The organism is Rhodoferax mekongensis (genome assembly GCF_032191775.1).
Taxonomy (GTDB): domain Bacteria; phylum Pseudomonadota; class Gammaproteobacteria; order Burkholderiales; family Burkholderiaceae_C; genus Allorhodoferax; species Allorhodoferax mekongensis.
Genome location: NZ_CP132507.1, coordinates 3,824,416 through 3,841,554 on the forward strand (window position 1 = coordinate 3,824,416; position 17,139 = coordinate 3,841,554).

Genomic DNA, 17,139 nt, shown 5'->3' on the forward strand with positions numbered 1-17,139 from the left:
TTATTCCTTTTTCTTGTCCAATACTTTTCCAACAACCTTCGACAAAACGTCGTAAAGCGGATGAGAAGCAGGTTCTACGGGACTGCCCTTTGCCGGGTTGTTACGAATTTCAAGGAAAACCTCCGCCGTGATTTCCTCCTCATATTTAGGCGCCTGCCTCTTGAATCCATCTACGGACATCGCTAACGCGGCTTTGTGGGCGTACTCGCGCTCCAAGTGGAAAAAGTCTGCAAACGTTTTGGTATAAAAACCCGTCAACCATGTGGCGGGCACCATCAACAAAACCTTGCCAAGCACTCCGTACCAACTCTCATGGGCTGTATCACTCACTCTCGGAAAAAAGTCACCAAATAAACCGGGCAATAAATGGGCAGCCAATGGCAATGCAGACAGAACCAAAATCGCAATTGAAACCATGAACCCAGTTCTTGCGGCAGTCATTCGGTCTTCATATCGCTTCCGAGTCACCTCTAAGCTCTTGGCGAGCCCTGCGGTCGTTGACCCCGAAATCATCGCGTCTGCAAGCGTCGTTAAACGATCAATCTCTGTTTCTCGCTTGACGTTTGCATCCGTAGCAGTTTTTGAGTCTGTTTGGAACTGCGTGAATTCCGAATTTCGAGCATCCAATTCCTTTTGAAACGCCTCAAATTTGCTCGTGTAGGTCCCGATTAGCGCCTCCAATTTGTCCGAATTTGCCCCAACCGTTTTAATTTGCTCTACCAGCGTAGCGACGTTACTCGCATCCGCTGCAGCCTTGACTTGAACTTCGCGCAAACTGGCAACTACCGTTTGAGCCTGCACGACATGGTCCCGGGCCTCCTTCTCGTGCGCTGCGACTTGTAATGCAGTGGCAGAAACATCCGCACCCTGTTCTTGCGTTTGCCTTCGAAGCAGTTCGGCTTCACGATTTGCATTGCCAAAGGCTTCCACACGCTGCAAAAGATCCGCCACCCCATTGGCTTTGCAAAGCGGAAGAAACATGCCAATCGCGCCGACCAAATAATTCAGCGCTGGATGCATTTGCTGAAAATTTGGAGTCACGTCCACGGCCGAGACATTCGTCGGTCCGTCCATCAACTGCCAAAGGAAATTGTCGTTCCCATCCTGGATGGTGAGACCATCACGCCATGGCGACCTCAGCTGGCTGAGAGACCCGTCCAAATGACGCTGAAAGTTCAGCAGGTGCGCGCGCAGTTCAGCAAGTTTCGATCCAATAACCAGATGCGCAACATCGCTTTCATTTTGTGGACGCAAAGAAAACAAGACCTCGAAGACCAAGTCGACACGACGGCGAAAAACTTCCATCGACTGCTGGTCAAGTACTGGCCGTTGCCTTCCAAAGTCATAACTTCCATTGACCAACAGATCATTTAGGCTCCCCCACGCAATGCGTGAAGTTTCCAATTCCTTGTAAAGCGCGTTGATGGTCATGGAGTTGTCCCTTTTGTTTGGTCTGGTGCAAATGCTGCTGCGAGAAATGACGGCCTCAGCACCTGCGCGTGTTGGAGGTTGGCTTTCGCCTCACCACAGACGCGCCAACCGGCCGCGACAAGCAGCGCATCGATGCTGACTCTGGCTTCTTGCTCTGGCGTCATGCCCATATTTTTTCCCTTTTCACCATTCTAGGTTAAAAACAAAAAAGAGCCGCTAGCCCACATGGAATGTGCGCGAGCAGCTCTTTTATTGATAGCAAGCACGCTTTCGCGTGCTGCCTTCAGTTGGGCTTGTGGGTGATGCGTGCGCCCAGGGCGAGCAGCTTTTCGTCCAGCTTTTCGTAGCCACGCTGGATCATGTTGGCGTTCTGCACCGTGGACTTGCCGCTGGCGCACAAGGCGGCGCCCAACAGGGCCATGCCGGCTCGGATGTCGGGGCTTGGCAAGGTGGTGCCGCGCAGGCGGCTCTTGCCGCTGATGACCACGCGGTGCGGGTCGCACACCACGGCGGCGGCGCCCATGCCGATGAGCTTGTCCACAAAGTACAGGCGCGACTCAAACATCTTCTCGAAGAACAGCACATTGCCTTCGACCTGCGTGGCGAGCGTGATCATGCAGCTCATCTGGTCGGTGGCGAACTGGGGCCAGGGGCCGTCGCCAATCACCGGCATGGCGCCATCAAAGTCGCGGGTGACCTGCATGCGCTGGTTGCCGGACAGGAAGATGTGTTTGTCATGCAAATCAATCTTCACGCCCAGGGTCTCGAACACGCGGTGGCACATGCCGTAGGCGTGTTTGTCGGTGCCCTCCACCGTGATTTCGCCACCGGTGGCAGCGGCCAGCGCCAGGTAAGACGCCGCCTCGATGTGGTCGTGGCACACGGTGTAGGTGGCGCCGTGCAGCGAATCCACGCCCTCCACGCTGAGCTGGTTGGTGCCTATGCCGCTGATCTTGGCGCCCATGGCATTGAGCAGGTGGGCCAGGTCTTGCACATGCGGCTCGCAGGCGGCGTTGCGGATCAGGGTGTGGCCCCGGCTCACGGCAGCAGCCATGAGGATGTGCTCGGTGCCGGTGACCGAGGGCTCGTCAAAAAACAGCTCGGCGCCGGTGAGTGGGCCGGACATGGTGAAGTCGTACACGCCATTGATGCTGACCTTGGCGCCCAGCTTCATGAGGCCGTAAAAGTGCGTGTCCAAGCGGCGGCGGCCGATAACGTCGCCTCCCGGCGGATACAGACGCGCGGAGCCGGTGCGATGCAAGAGGCCTGCCACACACAGGATGGACGTACGCACCTTGTTGCACAGGGCCTGGCCGATTTCGCTGGTGCGCACGCTGGCCACATGGATGCTGACGCGCTCGCCGCTGCGTTCGACCTTGCCGCCGATTTCGACGATCACGTCCAGCATATGGCGCACGTCGATGATGTCGGGCACGTTGTCGAGGATGACTTCCTGGTCCGTCAGGATGCAGGCCGCAATCATGGGCAGGATGGCGTTTTTGTTGCCGGAAGCGCGAATGGTGCCTCGCAGGGGCACGCCGCCTTCAATTTCAAATGTCGACATGGTGAGATTCAGTGTTGGGAGGCCGGGGTTTTCCGGCCGAGGGGGAGATTGTTACCGCTCCGGGCACGATTCATGTAACTTTGTGCTGTAACGGTTACAGGAACCGCGACGTAGTTGGCACTTTTCAGGCGGCCAGCCAGCGGGCGAAGGCGGTGTTGACGGCGTCGGGCTGCTCCAGGGTGGCCATGTGGCCGCAGTCCTCCAGCACCACCAGCTCGGCGCGCACTGCGTGCATGGCGTCCACCATGGCCTGGTGCTGCTCGGGCGGGCTCCAGGCGTCTTGCCGGCCGGTGAGCACCAGCGTAGCGCAGGTGATGCCGGCCAGCACCGGAGAGGCGTCAGGCCGGGTGAGAAGCGCGTTGATTTGCGCTGCAAACTGGGCGGGGCTGCTGCGCTCCAGCATGGCCAGCACTTGCTCGAACACCGGGCCGCCCACCACGGCGGGGTGCACCATGGGGCGCGCCCACATGGCGCCCATGGCCCGCATGCCGGCGCGCTGCGCGTGCGACAGCAAGGCCATGCGGCCGGCTTTTTCTTTGGCGCCGGCTTCGCCTTCGGCCAAGGGGTGCACGCCGGTGTCCAGCAAGGCTACGCGCTCCACCCGCTCGGGGGCCAGACGCATCACCTCCAGGGCCACGCGCCCGCCCATGCTGTGGCCGGCCAGGGCAAACGTAGCGGGGGCGTCGGCCAACACCTGCTGCGCCATGGCGGTGAGCGAGTCGGTCAGGCCCCAGTCCATCACCATGCAGTGGTGGGTGGCGGACAAGGCCTGCACCTGCGGCGCCCAGACGGCGGCGTCGCACATCAGGCCGGGGAGCAATACGAGGTTTTTGGTAGTCAAATCAGGCTCCAGCGCCCGCGGAATATGCGCGAGCAGCTATCAAAAACATAGTGAACTCATGAAAGCGCCAGGGCAAAAATTTGCCTGCCCGGCGCTGCAGCTCACACTGTAGCGGCTGGCAAGGCGATTTCAATCGCCAAGCCCGGCTGGGCATTGCGCACCGCGAAGCTGCCGCCATGCGCCTGCGCCACCAGGCGGCACAGGTACAGGCCCAGCCCCACGCCGCCGCCTTCGCGGGTACGGGCGGCATCAGGCCGGAAGAAGGGCTGACCGAGGTTGGGGAGCTGGTTTTCCTCCACACCAGTGCCGAAATCGCGCACCGTGATCGACAACTGCCCGTCCGTCCAATGCACGGTGATTTGTGGTGCCGCGGATGCACCCGCGCTGTGACGCAAGGCGTTGTCCAGCAGGTTGCGCACCAGCAGTCGGATGCGGGTCGGGTCCAGCTGCAGACAGGGCAAGGCGAGGGGCACATGCATGTCGATGGCAGGGCCGGCATCAGCTTCCGCGGAGTGGGCGGTTTGCAGCTCGCAGACCACGTCTTCCACCAATGCGCGCACGTCTACCGCCTCGCGGTGGAGCGCGGCATGCGGGCTGGCCAGGCGCTCGCTTTCCAGCAAGTCGGTGACGAGGTCGCGCATGAGGGCCAGATCGCGCAAAAGGGCATCGCGGCCGGGCTGCACGTCGGCCGTTTCAGGCAGCAGCTCGGTATTCAGCCGGGCGCGGGTGAGCGGGCTGCGCAGCTCGTGGCTGATGGCCAGCAACAAGGTGCGCTTGGCTTCCAACATCTGGTGGATGTCGGCGCCCATGGTGTTGATGGTGGCGGCCAGCTCACCCAGCTCGTCCGGGTGGTGGGAGCGGCGCACGGGAATAGCCTGTGCAAAGTCGCCCGCGCCAAAGCGCAGGGCGCCTGCGCGAATGTCGTCCAACGGGCGCAGCATGCGGCGTACCCGCACATAGGCCAGCGTGGTGAGCACCAACAGGCTGAACAGCGTGACCCAGCCAATGAAGCGCGGGCGGTCATGCCAGGCCTGCACACTCACCCCGAACTGAATGCGGTGGCCATCTGCCGTGGTGCGCACATAGAAGCGGGGGCTCTCGGGGTCAGCCGGTTTGTCGTCCATCCAGTCGTGCTGGTTGTCGGGTTGCTCCGGGTTGCTGCGCCAGTTGATCTGCGGGCCGCTGATGCGCACGCTCAAGGGCAGGCGCTGGGTGATGGCGCGAGCGCGCTCAATGTCGGGCGGGTCGCCAATCTCAACGGCCAGTTTGTCGATGTAGTCGGCCACCAGCGGCTTGGCCGCATCGCGCCAACCGATGCTGAGCGCCGCCTGCATGCCGAACATGAAAGTGGTTGCCATGGCCAGGGCCAGCAGCACAAACATGGCAATCAGCCGCACGCGCAGCGAGTGCACCAAGGCGTGTTTGGCCTGGCGCTGGGCCTGGATGCAGGCCTTGAACGCCGGCCAGCCCCGGCAGACGCGCCACCAATCAGCCCACATGCTCATGCGGCACTTCCTGCCGCTGATGCTGCCAAAGGAGCCAAAGCCAGCGTGTAGCCGGCGTTGCGCAAGGTTTTGATGCAGTCCAGCGGCTCCAGCTTTTTGCGCAGGCGGCTGACCACAATGTCCACCGCGCGGGTATAGAGCTCGGCCTCATGACCGCGCAGCTGGTTCAGGATGTCGTCACGGCTGAACACCTTGCCCGGCGCTCGGGCCAGCAGGAGCAGCAAATCAAACTCGGTCCCGGTAAGGTCCACCGCGTCGCCATTGCGCAGCACTGTGCGGGTAGCCACGTCGATGCGCAGACCCTGAAAGCACAGGTGGTTGGGGTCGGCCGCTGCAGCCTTGGGCGCGGCGGGGGCACGGCGGCGAAGCACGGTTTGCACGCGGGCGACCAGCTCGCGTGGCTCAAACGGCTTGGGCACATAGTCGTCCGCACCCAGTTCCAGGCCCACCACGCGGTCCATCACCTCGCCACGCGCGGTGAGCATCACGATGGGCAGGTCGCTGTCTTTGCGTATGGCGCGGCACAGGGCAAAACCATCCATCTCGGGCAGCATCACATCCAGAATGGCCGCATCAATGCCGCCCTGCGCCAGCCGCGCCAGACCATCGCTGGGGCGCAGGCAATGCTCCAGCGCCATGTCGAAGCGCGCAAAGTAGGCGGCCAAGGGGCCGCCGAGCTGGGTGTCGTCATCGATGAGCAAAATGCGGTGCATAGGCGTCAGTGGGTTGCGGGCCTATTGTCACCGCCCAAAAGCAGGCTGCGGTGGCGCTGGATCAGGCTGCGCAGGCGGTCGCGCTCGGCATCGGCCAGCCGGTCAAACAGGTCAGCCGCCTTTTGCACTTCGTGCAGCACCTGGGGCACGTAACCGGGCCGGCGCTCCAGCAGGCGCAGGGCGTGCTCCCGGTCAAAGCGCGGGCCCCACACCAGGGCCATGACTTCGGCGTGAGGTTCTTCATAGCCCTCCAGCACCACGGCCCCGTAGGCGCGCAAGGGTGCTGCAATGGCGCTCAGGGTTGCGGGCGCCATGACGATCAACCCCGGCTGAACCAGTGACCGCGACCGTCCATGTAGTCGCGCACCCTCTGTTGCTGGGCGGGGTTCAGGCTGTTGTAGAAGTTGGCCATGGCCGCAATGACTTCGGGGCTCTTGGTCTGGATGGCGGCGGTTTTGTCGTTAATCAGGGTCTGGGCGCGGGTGGCGTCAAATTTGTCGCCGGCCACAAGTGCCTTCATTTCAGCGCGCGGGTCTTGGGTCTGGCCGATCAGGGCCAAACGCTGCTCGAACATCTTGTCACCCACCAAGGCCAGCAGCTTCTTCTGGTCAGCGTTCAGGTCGAGCTTGCCGCCCAATTTGTCGACCATCCTGTCGCGCTGGGTGGCGTATTGCTCGGCGCTCATGTTGGCACCGAAATCATGCGGGCGGTGGCCACAGGCTGCGAGGCCACCGACCAGCACCAGGGCGGTCACGGCACCGATGAGCGTACGTTTGGCATGGCTACGAAGGAAGAAGTTGGTCATCACGGTCTTTCTGAACCCAGTCGGGTAGTTGGAATATGACCGTGATGGTGCCGCCGCTGCCCTGACACAGGTTGTCAGGGCGGTTGCGGTTTGTTTCAGTTTATTTCAAGCAGCGCGCTTACTTCTTGCTGCCTCCGCCACCGCCGCCATGCCCGCCGCCATGGCCGGAGCCCGAGGTGCTGCGGTTGCTGCCCGCATTCTCATCGCGCCCGGTGTCATGCCCGGTCTTGCCGGCATGGTGCCCTGCGTGGTCCTCGCGGGAAGCGCCCGCCTTGGATTTATCCGTCTTGCTGGCACTGACCACGGCACCGAGCTTGATGCCCAAGCTGTGCGCAATCTCGCCCCAGCCACTACCGGACTGACGCTGGGTCAACACCCCTGCAAGGCTGGTGGTAGATGTCGGCGAAGTAACCACGCCGCCGTTAAGGGCCGCGCTCAACTGCGCAGGGGTGGGGTTGGTGATGCCCTGTTGGGCTAGCGACGCCTTGGCAAGAGACAAAGCAATATTGACCTCGCCGTTCCCCAGCTTGCCGGTGCTGGGCGTGAAGCTGGTGGAAGAGGTCGTGCCGGAGCCTGTCAGCGTGACGGTGCTGCCGGTTTGCAAACTGGTGATCAAGGCCGTTGCATTGGCCTTGGAGCCCGCCCATGGGGTGTATTCGGCAACCAGCTTGGTGTTGGCTGCAGTTGATTTAGTAGCAGTGGTGGTGGTGCTCGACGTCTGTGCATGCAGCATCTGCCAGGGTGCCAACATCCCCCAAGCCGTCATTCCGGCCACAAGAACTCTACGGGCTGCCTTGAGCGTGGGGACCATAAAAACCTCTCTCATTCGTTTACGACACCAAAGACTTCAGTGTAAGCACGGATGTGCTGACATGGGTGGCTATGTGTTACCCGTTGTCAGCAAGTGCTACAAATCACCGGGCGAGCACCGCCTCCAGCGCCTTGCCCGTGTGTGTGCCCAACCTGACCACATCTTCTGGCGTGGTGGCGGCCACTACCCGTCCACCGCCATTGCCCCCTTCGGGGCCGAGGTCCAGCACCCAGTCGGCTTCGGCAATTACATCGAGGTCGTGCTCAATCACCACCACGCTATGGCCGCCGTTCACCAGGCGGTGCAGCACATGGATGAGCTTTTCCACATCAGCCATGTGGAGGCCAACAGTAGGCTCGTCCAGCACGTAGAGCGTGTGCGGCACTTTGTTGCCGCGCTTGCCCACGTCGTCGCGCACCTTGCTGAGTTCGGTGACCAGCTTGATGCGCTGTGCCTCGCCGCCACTCAGTGTGGGTGAGGGCTGGCCCAAGGTCAGGTAGCCCAGGCCCACGTCTTTGAGCAGCTGTAGCGGATGCGCGATGACAGGCATGGCGGCAAAGAAATCGACCGCTTCGTCCACTTCCATTTGCAGCACATCGCCGATGTTTTTGCCCCGCCAGGTGACGGCCAGCGTTTCGGGGTTGAAGCGGGCGCCCTTGCAGGTTTCGCACACCACTTTCACATCCGGCAGGAAGCTCATGCCGATGGTGCGCATGCCCTGCCCTTCGCAGCTGGGGCAGCGGCCTTCGCCGGTGTTGAAGCTGAAGCGGTTGGACGCATAACCGCGCGCCTTGGCTTCCAGCGTGTCGGCAAAGAGTTTGCGGATGGTGTCCCAGAAACCAATGTAGGTGGCCGGGCAGGAGCGCGGTGTTTTGCCGATGGGCGTTTGGTCCACTTCGAGCACGCGGTCTATGGATTCATAGCCGGTCACGCCTTCGCAGCCCAGCCAGTCGATTTTTTCACCGGCCTCCAGCGCATCGCGACCAGCTTTGGTGCTGCGCTTTTGCACGGCGGTTTGCACGTTGGCCAACAACACGTCGCGCGCCAGGGTGGACTTACCCGAGCCACTGACGCCGGTGATGGCCACCAGGCGTTTGAGTGGCACATGGGCGGTGACGCCTTGCAGGTTGTGCATGGTGGCGTTGTGGACGGTGAGCCAGTCGATTTTTGGTTTGTACGTTGCGGCTGTAGTTGCTGAACCCGCCATGGGTAGCCCGGCAACGGGCTCCTCATACGCTCGCTTTGCGAGCTCCAAATCGTCGCCCGCTGCCGGGCTACCCGCGGCTGCGACGGACATTTGGGCGGTGCGGCGGTCGGCTAAGGCGGCGTATTCGGCGGCAACCTTGGTGCGTTCTGCTAGCTCCGTGTTGGCGGCGGCGCTGTCCAGAATGCGCGCTGCTTCAACGGCTGCCTTCTGTGTTTTGGCACTGAGCTTCTTCGCAGGCTTACCCGCACCCGCGGTGGAGAGGCTTGCGCCGGAAGCCGATTTCGAGCTCGCATCGCGAGCGTATGAGGCGCCCGGCGTAAGCGCCTCTACCGCGTCGAGCGCCAATGTCTCCGCAAACGACACCATGCCACGACGCACAGCCAAAGGATGCTTCATCGCATGCAACAAGTACCGCCCCGTCTGAGACTCCGCAGCCTTCTGCACATCGGCAATAGACCCCTGCGCCACCAGCCGCCCACCGCGTTTGCCCGCACTCGGCCCTATGTCGATGATGTGGTCCGCGTGGCGGATGGTGTCTTCGTCGTGCTCCACCACCACCAGCGTGTTGCCCTTGTCACTCAGGCTTTGCAAGGCTCCCAACAGGATTTTGTTGTCGCGCGCATGCAAGCCAATGGTTGGCTCATCCAGCACGTAACACACACCTTGCAGGTTGCTACCCAGCTGCGCTGCGAGGCGGATGCGCTGTGCCTCACCGCCACTCAGTGTGGGCGCGCCCCGGTCCAGCGTGAGGTAGCCCAGGCCGACTTCTTCCAAGAACTCGAGGCGGCTGCGGATCTCAGGCACCAGGTCGCGGGCGATGTCGGCCTCGCGGGTCGTCATGCCACCCGCCAATTGCAATGTCTGCACCCACTGGCGCACATCGGTCACGGAAAGGCGTGCAATGTCGGTGATGCCCACACCAGCAAATTTGACATTGCGCGCCGTGGCATTCAGGCGCGTGCCGTTGCAAGTGGAGCAGGCTTTGTCGTGCAGGTCTTCGATGTCGGCTTCGGCAAAGGTCTGCTCGCGGCCCTTGTTGTCATCGTCCTTGACTGAGTCGTCAAACACCTTGCGCTGCTCTTTGGTGAGCGCCACGCCGGTGCCTACGCAGTCCGGGCACCAGCCGTGTTTGCTGTTGTACGAGAACAAGCGCGGGTCCAGCTCGGCATACGAGGTCGCGCAGACCGGGCAAGCGCGCTTGGTGGAAAACACCTGCACCTTGCCCACATTGGCAGCAGACTCACCTGATGCCATCACCTCCCGCAAGCTGCCAATATCGCTGAGAACATAGACCACGCCCTTGCCGTGGGTGAGCGCGTCCGCCAGCGCGGTGCGCAGGGCAAACTCGTTGGCAGGCGTTACATCCAGGCTGGCCACAGGCAGCTCAATGTTGTGCTCCTTGAAACGGTCAATCCGCGGGAAGCCACTGGTGGGCAGGAAGTTGCCGTCCACCCGCAGATGGGTGAAACCCTTGGGTCGCGCCCAGTCGGCCAACTCGGTGTACACGCCCTTGCGCCCTTGCACTAACGGTGCCAAAAGACCAATGTGTTGGCCGCGGTAGTTCTTGAGCAACTGGGCCGCAATGCTGTCTGCGGACTGCGGCTCCACCGCTGCGCCGTCTTTGAAGCAATGCTGGGTGCCCAGCTTCACATAAAGCAAGCGCAGGAAGTGCCACACCTCGGTAGTGGTACCTACCGTGGACTTGCGCCCGCCGCGCGAGAGCCGCTGCTCAATCGCCACCGTAGGCGGAATGCCATACACCGCATCCACCTCAGGGCGACCTGCAGGTTGCACGATGGAACGGGCATAGGCGTTCAAAGATTCGAGGTAACGCCGCTGCCCTTCGTTGAACAAGATGTCAAACGCCAAAGTCGATTTGCCAGACCCGGACACGCCAGTGACCACACTGAACTTGCCGCGCGGAATATCCACCGACAAAGACTTGAGGTTGTGCTCCTTCGCATTCACGATGCGAATGGAATTCGACGTGTCGACCACCCCCGCCCCGGAGGCGGATGGGCTCGCGCCTAGGGCCGATTTGCTACTCGCAAAGCGAGTTGATGAGGCCGTGGGCGCAAGCCCATCCGCCGGAGCACGCGCCCGACCATCCGCCGCAGCAACAGAAGTAAACGTAGCCGACGACTCCGCCACCTCATGCACCACACCCATCGCCGCCGCGTATTCCCGCAATGCCTTACCGGTATGTGAAGTGGGATGCAACAACAGGTCCTCCGGCGTGCCATACGCCACCACCTGCCCACCCGCATCGCCCCCCTCGGGGCCCAGGTCGATCAGCCAATCGGACGCACGAATCACATCGAGGTTGTGCTCAATCACCACCAGCGAATGCCCGGCGTCCAGCAACTTGCGCAGCGCGCGCATCAACTTGGCGATGTCTTCAAAGTGCAGACCGGTCGTCGGCTCGTCCAGCATGAAGAGCGAGCCCTTGCGCGCCAGCAACTGCTTGCTTGCACTGGAGCTCTTGGCCGCTTCAGCCAAAAAGCCTGCGAGCTTGAGGCGCTGCGCCTCACCACCCGACAGCGTGGGCACCGGTTGGCCCAGCTTCACATATTCCAGCCCCACATCCACGATGGGTTGCAGCACGCGGATGACCTCGCGGTCCGCGCTGAACAGATCCGCCGCTTCGCTGACGGTAAGTTCCAGAACATCAGCCACGTTGACGCTCCGTCCCTTACGCTCAATCGTCACTTCCAGAATCTCGGGACGGTAACGCTTGCCATCGCAGTCCGGGCAGCGCAAATACACATCACTCAGGAACTGCATTTCCACGTGCTCAAAACCGGAGCCACCGCAAGTAGGGCAACGGCCATCGCCGCTGTTGAAGCTGAACTTGGCGGCGGTGTAGCTGCGCTCCCTGGACAAGGCGGCACCGGCAAACAACTCGCGAATCGCGTCCCACGCGCCCACGTAGCTCACCGGGTTGGAGCGCGCCGTTTTGCCGATGGGCGACTGATCCACAAACACCATGTCGCTGAGCTGCTCCGCACCCAGCAGGCTCGTGTGGGCGCCCGGTGTTTCGGTGGCTTTTCCGAAGTGGCGCAACAAGGCAGGGGCCAACACATCCTGAATCAGCGTGGACTTGCCGGAGCCGGAGACCCCGGTGACGCAGACCAAGCGCTGCAGTGGAATCTCCACCGACACGTTTTTGAGGTTGTGCTCGGTCACGCCCTCCAGAATCAGGCGCGGGTGGTTGGGTGCGACCATGCGCTTGAAGCCCATGCCCACCTGCTTGCGGCCGCCCAGGTAGGCGCCGGTCATGGTGTCTGCGCCCTTGAGGGCCTCGGTGGTACCGTCAAATACGATTTGGCCGCCCTTCTCACCCGGGCCGGGGCCCATGTCGATCATGCGGTCGGCGGCCAGCATCACCGCCGGGTCATGCTCCACAACCACCAGCGTGTTGCCCGCATCGCGCAAGCGCTGCATGGCCACGATGATGCGGTTCATGTCGCGCGGGTGCAGGCCGATGCTGGGCTCGTCCAACACGAACAGCGTGTTGACCAGCGAGGTGCCCAATGCGGTGGTGAGGTTGATGCGCTGCACCTCGCCGCCACTCAGCGTGCGGCTCTGGCGGTCCAGAGTGAGGTAGCCAATGCCCACATCGCACAGGTATTTGAGCCGGGTGCCGACCTCTTCGAACAAAAGCTTGAGGGTTTTGTGCTCGGCCTCGGAGGCGGTTGGAGCTGTTTTCTCCGGGCGGGCCGCAGGCAGGGAAGCGCCGGGCTCCTCATGCATTTGCTGCGCAACTGCCAAATCGTCACCCGCCACTTCCCTGCCTTCGGCTTGGCTATCCGGCGCGACATCTTCCGAACGCGAAGCGGAGCCCGGTGTGCCGGAAGGGGCCGATTTGCTACTCGCGAAGCGAGTTGATGAGGCCCCTGCCGGCACGCCGGGCTCCGCCCCCCCAAAGATGCCCAAATCGGATTGCAGCGCATCAAAAAACCGCTTGAGCCGGTCCAATGGCATCAGCATCAAATCGTGTAGCGACAAGCCGGGCAGCGCTTCCAACTGCTCACGAGACCACTTCACGCCCTTGGGCATGAAACGCTTGGCCGGGTCCAGCGCCATGTCAGCCTGGTCCTTGGTGCCTATGCGCCAAAGCAGGCTCTCCGTCTTCAATCGCGAGCCATTGCAGGTCGGGCAGGTTGTGTAACTGCGGTACTTGGACAAGAGCACGCGGATGTGCATCTTGTAGGCCTTGGTCTCCAGGTACTCAAAGAACCGGTCCACCCCGAACCAGTGCTGGTTCCACTTGCCGTTCCAGTTTGGGGAGCCCTTGAGCACCCAGTGCTTTTGTTCTGCGGTCAGCTTGTACCAAGGTGTGTCGCGCGGAATACCGCTGGCCTCGGCGTGGCGCATCAAGTCGTCCTGGCACTCTTGCCAAGCGGGCGTCTGCATGGGCTTGATGGCACCGGCGCGCAAGGTGAGCTTGTCATTGGGAATGACCAGCCCATAGTCCACGCCCACCACCCTCCCGAATCCCCGGCACGCGTCGCAGGCGCCTACAGCCGAGTTGAAGCTGAACATGGACGCAATCGGGTCGGTGTAGCGGATATCGCTCTGAGGGCAGTGCAGACCCGTGGAGAAACGCCAGATCTCAGGCGCTGGGTTTGCTATGGTTTCAGGAGCTGCTCGCGCACTATCCACGGGCGCCAGGTCCTCTTTCAACACATAAGCGTTCAATCGCCCGCTGCCGCGCTTGAGGGAGGTCTCAATAGCCTCCAGAACGCGTGCTTTTTCCACACCGTCGATGCGGAAGCGGTCCGCCACGACGTCCAGAATTTTGACTGCCCCCACGCTTGCCGCTTCGCGTGCTGCGCTGCCCCCCTTGGGGGCTTTCGCCCCTTGGGGCGGCCCGGCGGGGCTCAGCGCACGCACTTCTTCCCGCTCGGCCTGCACACGGGTGAAGCCACTGGCGCTCAGCCACTGGGTTACTTCGTCAGGGGTGGCGTTGCCCGGCAGCTCTACAGGAAAGGTCAGCACCAAGCGGGGATTACCTTCGGCAGCGGCGCGCTGCAGCAGCGTGGTGTAAATCGTCTCGGGGGTATCGTGCTGCACGGGTAGCGCAGTGTCTTTGTCAAACAGGCTACCCGCGCGGGAAAACAGGAGCTTGAGGTGGTCGTTGAGCTCCGTCATGGTGCCCACGGTGGAGCGGCTGGAGCGCACCGGATTGGTCTGGTCAATTGCAATCGCAGGCGGGACACCCTCAACCTTGTCGACGGCGGGCTTGTCCATGCGGTCCAGAAACTGGCGCGCATAGGCGCTGAAAGTTTCCACGTAGCGGCGCTGGCCTTCGGCGTACAGCGTGTCGAACACCAGGCTGGATTTTCCCGAGCCGCTGGGGCCGGTGACCACGGTCAGCTCCCCCGTGCGGATGTCCAGATCGAGGTTCTTGAGATTGTGCTGTCGCGCCCCGCGAATGCGGATGGTGCCCTGGGTCATGGTGAATGCTCTCTGCGGTGGGGAGAGACATTCTAGGCACGCACCGTTACCCTTTCAGGGCACGCTCCAATTCCCGACAGGCTTTGGTGCCCACGGCGTCCTGGATCTTGGGCAAAAGGGCCAGAAGGTCCTCGTACCCTGCGGCGGATTCGACCGACAGGTTCAACATGAAACCCCTGAGGCCCAAGCCCGCCGTGAGCTTGGTAGCAATCGGCTTCGCGTCGCTGTATCGCTCTTGGGGCGTGCGGTCACTCACGGGCTGCGCCGGGCTGGCAGACGCTTCCGCCAGCTCCACCGCATCTGCCGACGCAACGACAGGCCCAGGCACCGATGCAGGCACCTGACCCGCTACGGGGGCCAGAAAGCCCTGTTCCACCATGTAATCCACATCGGCCCGGGTCACCCCCATGCCGGCGGTCGCGGTCAGCACCTGGTCTGCCGTCTTTTGACCGTCAAACAGGATGAAAGCGGAGCGTTGGCGGGCCGAAAACAAGGGCGAACGCTCTTTGAACGCTTTTTGTCCCACTTCCGTTTTTGTGAATTTCATGAGTGGCATTTTAGGACTGCGGTGCAGCTCCACTCGAACGAAAGGGGCCATCAGGCCCCCTCGTTTACCCTATCCGGGAGACGCTTATTTGGCTTCGCTGGCAGCAGGTGCTGCGGGGGCAGCGGCAGGTGCAGAGACCGCAGTTGCGGGAGCTTCGCTGTGCGTCGCATCAGCGCCGTGCTTCTCACCACTCATATCAATATCTCCACCCTTGCTCAGGATGTACAAAGCCAGGCCGGCAAACAACGCAAAACCCACAGCAATTTTCCACATACCACTTCTTTCAAAAAAAAAGCTCTCCGGAGCGGAGAGCCTGGAAATTGCCCCGGCTTGGAGACCGGGGCGTTAACTCACTTCACTCGCAAAAATCAGTCGTTGGCGTAGATGTCAACGTCTTTGGTTTCCTTGATGAACAAGCCACCGATCACCACGGTTGCACCCGCAATGATGATGGGGTACCACAAGCCGTTGTACATGTTGCCGGTCTGCGCAACGATAGCGAAGGCAGTCGTGGGCAACAAGCCACCGAACCAGCCGTTACCGATGTGGTAGGGCAAGCTCATGGAGGTGTAGCGGATGCGGGTCGGGAACATTTCCACCAACATGGCGGCGATGGGACCGTACACCATGGTCACCAACAACACCAGGTAGGTGAGGATGATGACAACCTTGACCTTGTCGAACTTGGCCATGTCAGCCTTGGCGGGGTAGCCGGCAGCCTTCAAAGCAGCACCCAGGTTGGAACCCAACAGGGTACCGGCGGCGGTCTTCTCGTTGCTCAGGTCAGCCACAGACTTCTTGGCAGCAGCCACGGCTTTTTCGTCCACGGGGTTGGCAGCAGACAGCTCAGCCAGCTTGGCTTCGGCTTTGGCCTTGGCTTCTGCGATTTGCTCGGGGGTGTATTTCACGTTCACCACTGTATCGCCGACTTTGATGACAGCGGGTGTACCAGCAGGCGCTGCCACGTTGTCATACGATACCGAGGCACTAGCCAGACGTTGCTTGGCAATGTCGCAGCTGGAAGTGAACTTCTTGGTGCCCGTGGGGTTGAACTGGAACGAGCACTCTGCGGGATCCGCAGTTACAGTCACCTTCGCGGTCTGCTGTGCGGCGTACAAATCAGGGTTAGCTGCTTTGGTCAACGCTTCAAACACGGGGAAATAGGTCAGTACTCCCAACAAGCAGCCACCCAGGATGATCCACTTGCGGCCGATCTTGTCAGACAGGGAACCGAACACGATGAAGAACGGTGTGCCGATGATCAAGGAGATCGCCACCATGATGTTGGCGGTAGGACCGTCCACCTTCAAGGCCTGGGTCAGGAAGAACAAGGCATAGAACTGGCCGGAGTACCAGATCACCGCTTGACCGGCAGTCAAACCGATCAAAGCCAAGATCACGATCTTCAGGTTTTTCCACTGGCCGAAAGACTCAGACAGGGGCGCCTTGGAAGTTTTGCCCTCTGCTTTCATTTTGGTGAAAGCGGGGGATTCGTTCATGCTCAAACGAATGTAGACAGAAATGCCCAAAAGAAGAATGGACACGAGGAACGGAACGCGCCAACCCCAATCCGCGAAGGCATCTTCACCGATAGCGGTACGTGTACCCAGAATCACCATCAGGGACAGGAACAAGCCCAGTGTCGCTGTAGTCTGGATCCAAGCGGTGTAAGCACCACGCTTGCCCTGAGGAGCGTGTTCAGCTACGTAGGTCGCAGCACCACCGTACTCACCGCCCAACGCCAAGCCTTGCAGCAAACGCAGGCCGATCAGGATAACGGGAGCAGCCACGCCGATGGAGGCGTAGTTAGGCAGGATACCCACGATGAAAGTGGACAAGCCCATGATCAGGATGGTCACCAGGAAGGTGTACTTGCGACCGATCATGTCGCCCAAACGGCCGAACACCAGCGCGCCGAAGGGACGCACGATGAAGCCGGCGGCAAACGCCAACAGCGCAAAAATGAAGGCAGAACCTTCGTCCAGACCGCTGAAGAATTGCTTGGCAATGATGGCTGCCAAAGAACCGTACAGGTAAAAGTCGTACCACTCGAAAACAGTGCCGAGTGAGGAAGCGAAGATAACCTTCTTCTCTTCCGCAGACATCGGCCGTGGGGCTGCGTTTGCCATGTTGTCTCTCCAATCATTATGTTCAGCCCTCGACATGAAGGCTTGAACGTATTCTTGGAGTACCCACTGACCCTGCTCTGACGCGAAACCAACGCAGGCTTGCGCCAAACTGACGCCCCTCTGACA

12 protein-coding genes are annotated in these 17,139 nt (G+C 61.4%); all 12 read right to left on the minus strand.

The window, feature by feature from the left end:
* The gene (locus RAN89_RS18305; RefSeq protein ID WP_313867640.1) at window positions 1-1,431 is read right to left on the minus strand and encodes a hypothetical protein; all 1,431 of its coding nucleotides are present in this window, start codon (window positions 1,429-1,431) and stop codon (window positions 1-3) included.
* A 283-nt stretch (window positions 1,432-1,714) separates the two neighbouring features.
* Window positions 1,715-2,995, minus strand: coding sequence for a UDP-N-acetylglucosamine 1-carboxyvinyltransferase (murA, locus tag RAN89_RS18310; RefSeq protein WP_313867641.1), 1,281 nt, complete (start codon window positions 2,993-2,995; stop codon window positions 1,715-1,717).
* Between the two features lie 124 nt (window positions 2,996-3,119).
* On the minus strand, window positions 3,120-3,836 hold the full coding sequence (locus RAN89_RS18315) for an alpha/beta fold hydrolase (RefSeq protein WP_313867642.1): 717 nt from the start codon (window positions 3,834-3,836) through the stop codon (window positions 3,120-3,122).
* 101 nt (window positions 3,837-3,937) lie between these two features.
* Complete coding sequence (locus RAN89_RS18320) at window positions 3,938-5,341, minus strand: sensor histidine kinase (RefSeq protein ID WP_313867643.1); 1,404 nt, start codon at window positions 5,339-5,341, stop codon at window positions 3,938-3,940.
* Window positions 5,338-6,054 (minus strand): response regulator transcription factor, encoded by a 717-nt coding sequence (locus RAN89_RS18325; protein WP_313867644.1) that lies wholly within the window; start codon window positions 6,052-6,054, stop codon window positions 5,338-5,340. Before RAN89_RS18325 ends, RAN89_RS18320 begins: the two co-directional genes overlap by 4 nt.
* A gap of 5 nt (window positions 6,055-6,059) precedes the next feature.
* Window positions 6,060-6,368 (minus strand): hypothetical protein, encoded by a 309-nt coding sequence (locus tag RAN89_RS18330; RefSeq protein ID WP_313867645.1) that lies wholly within the window; start codon window positions 6,366-6,368, stop codon window positions 6,060-6,062.
* 5 nt (window positions 6,369-6,373) lie between these two features.
* A complete protein-coding gene (locus RAN89_RS18335; protein ID WP_313867646.1) occupies window positions 6,374-6,859 on the minus strand; it encodes a Spy/CpxP family protein refolding chaperone in 486 nt (161 codons plus the stop codon).
* Window positions 6,860-6,977: 118 nt separating this feature from the next.
* Window positions 6,978-7,670 carry a hypothetical protein gene (locus tag RAN89_RS18340; RefSeq protein ID WP_313867647.1) on the minus strand — a complete coding sequence of 231 codons (693 nt, stop codon included), beginning with the start codon at window positions 7,668-7,670 and terminating at the stop codon, window positions 6,978-6,980.
* 103 nt (window positions 7,671-7,773) lie between these two features.
* Entirely contained in the window at window positions 7,774-14,337 is a 6,564-nt protein-coding gene (locus RAN89_RS18345; protein WP_313867648.1) for an excinuclease ABC subunit UvrA, read from the minus strand.
* Between the two features lie 46 nt (window positions 14,338-14,383).
* Window positions 14,384-14,884: a hypothetical protein gene (locus tag RAN89_RS18350; protein ID WP_313867649.1), complete on the minus strand. Its 501-nt coding sequence runs from the start codon at window positions 14,882-14,884 to the stop codon at window positions 14,384-14,386.
* Window positions 14,885-14,968: 84 nt separating this feature from the next.
* A complete protein-coding gene (locus RAN89_RS18355; protein WP_313867650.1) occupies window positions 14,969-15,157 on the minus strand; it encodes a hypothetical protein in 189 nt (62 codons plus the stop codon).
* A gap of 95 nt (window positions 15,158-15,252) precedes the next feature.
* The gene (locus RAN89_RS18360) at window positions 15,253-16,989 is read right to left on the minus strand and encodes an MFS transporter (protein WP_428983790.1); all 1,737 of its coding nucleotides are present in this window, start codon (window positions 16,987-16,989) and stop codon (window positions 15,253-15,255) included.
* Between the last annotated feature and the right edge of the window lie 150 nt (window positions 16,990-17,139).

Coding starts and splice junctions, on each gene's coding strand:
- RAN89_RS18305 (WP_313867640.1), bottom strand. CDS start 1,431: ATGACCATCAACGCGCTTTACAAGGAATTGGAAACTTCACGCATTGCG.
- murA (WP_313867641.1), bottom strand. CDS start 2,995: ATGTCGACATTTGAAATTGAAGGCGGCGTGCCCCTGCGAGGCACCATT.
- RAN89_RS18320 (WP_313867643.1), bottom strand. CDS start 5,341: ATGAGCATGTGGGCTGATTGGTGGCGCGTCTGCCGGGGCTGGCCGGCG.
- RAN89_RS18325 (WP_313867644.1), bottom strand. CDS start 6,054: ATGCACCGCATTTTGCTCATCGATGACGACACCCAGCTCGGCGGCCCC.
- RAN89_RS18330 (WP_313867645.1), bottom strand. CDS start 6,368: ATGGCGCCCGCAACCCTGAGCGCCATTGCAGCACCCTTGCGCGCCTAC.
- RAN89_RS18335 (WP_313867646.1), bottom strand. CDS start 6,859: ATGACCAACTTCTTCCTTCGTAGCCATGCCAAACGTACGCTCATCGGT.
- RAN89_RS18340 (WP_313867647.1), bottom strand. CDS start 7,670: ATGGTCCCCACGCTCAAGGCAGCCCGTAGAGTTCTTGTGGCCGGAATG.
- RAN89_RS18345 (WP_313867648.1), bottom strand. CDS start 14,337: ATGACCCAGGGCACCATCCGCATTCGCGGGGCGCGACAGCACAATCTC.
- RAN89_RS18350 (WP_313867649.1), bottom strand. CDS start 14,884: ATGAAATTCACAAAAACGGAAGTGGGACAAAAAGCGTTCAAAGAGCGT.
- RAN89_RS18355 (WP_313867650.1), bottom strand. CDS start 15,157: ATGTGGAAAATTGCTGTGGGTTTTGCGTTGTTTGCCGGCCTGGCTTTG.
- RAN89_RS18360 (WP_428983790.1), bottom strand. CDS start 16,989: ATGTCTGCGGAAGAGAAGAAGGTTATCTTCGCTTCCTCACTCGGCACT.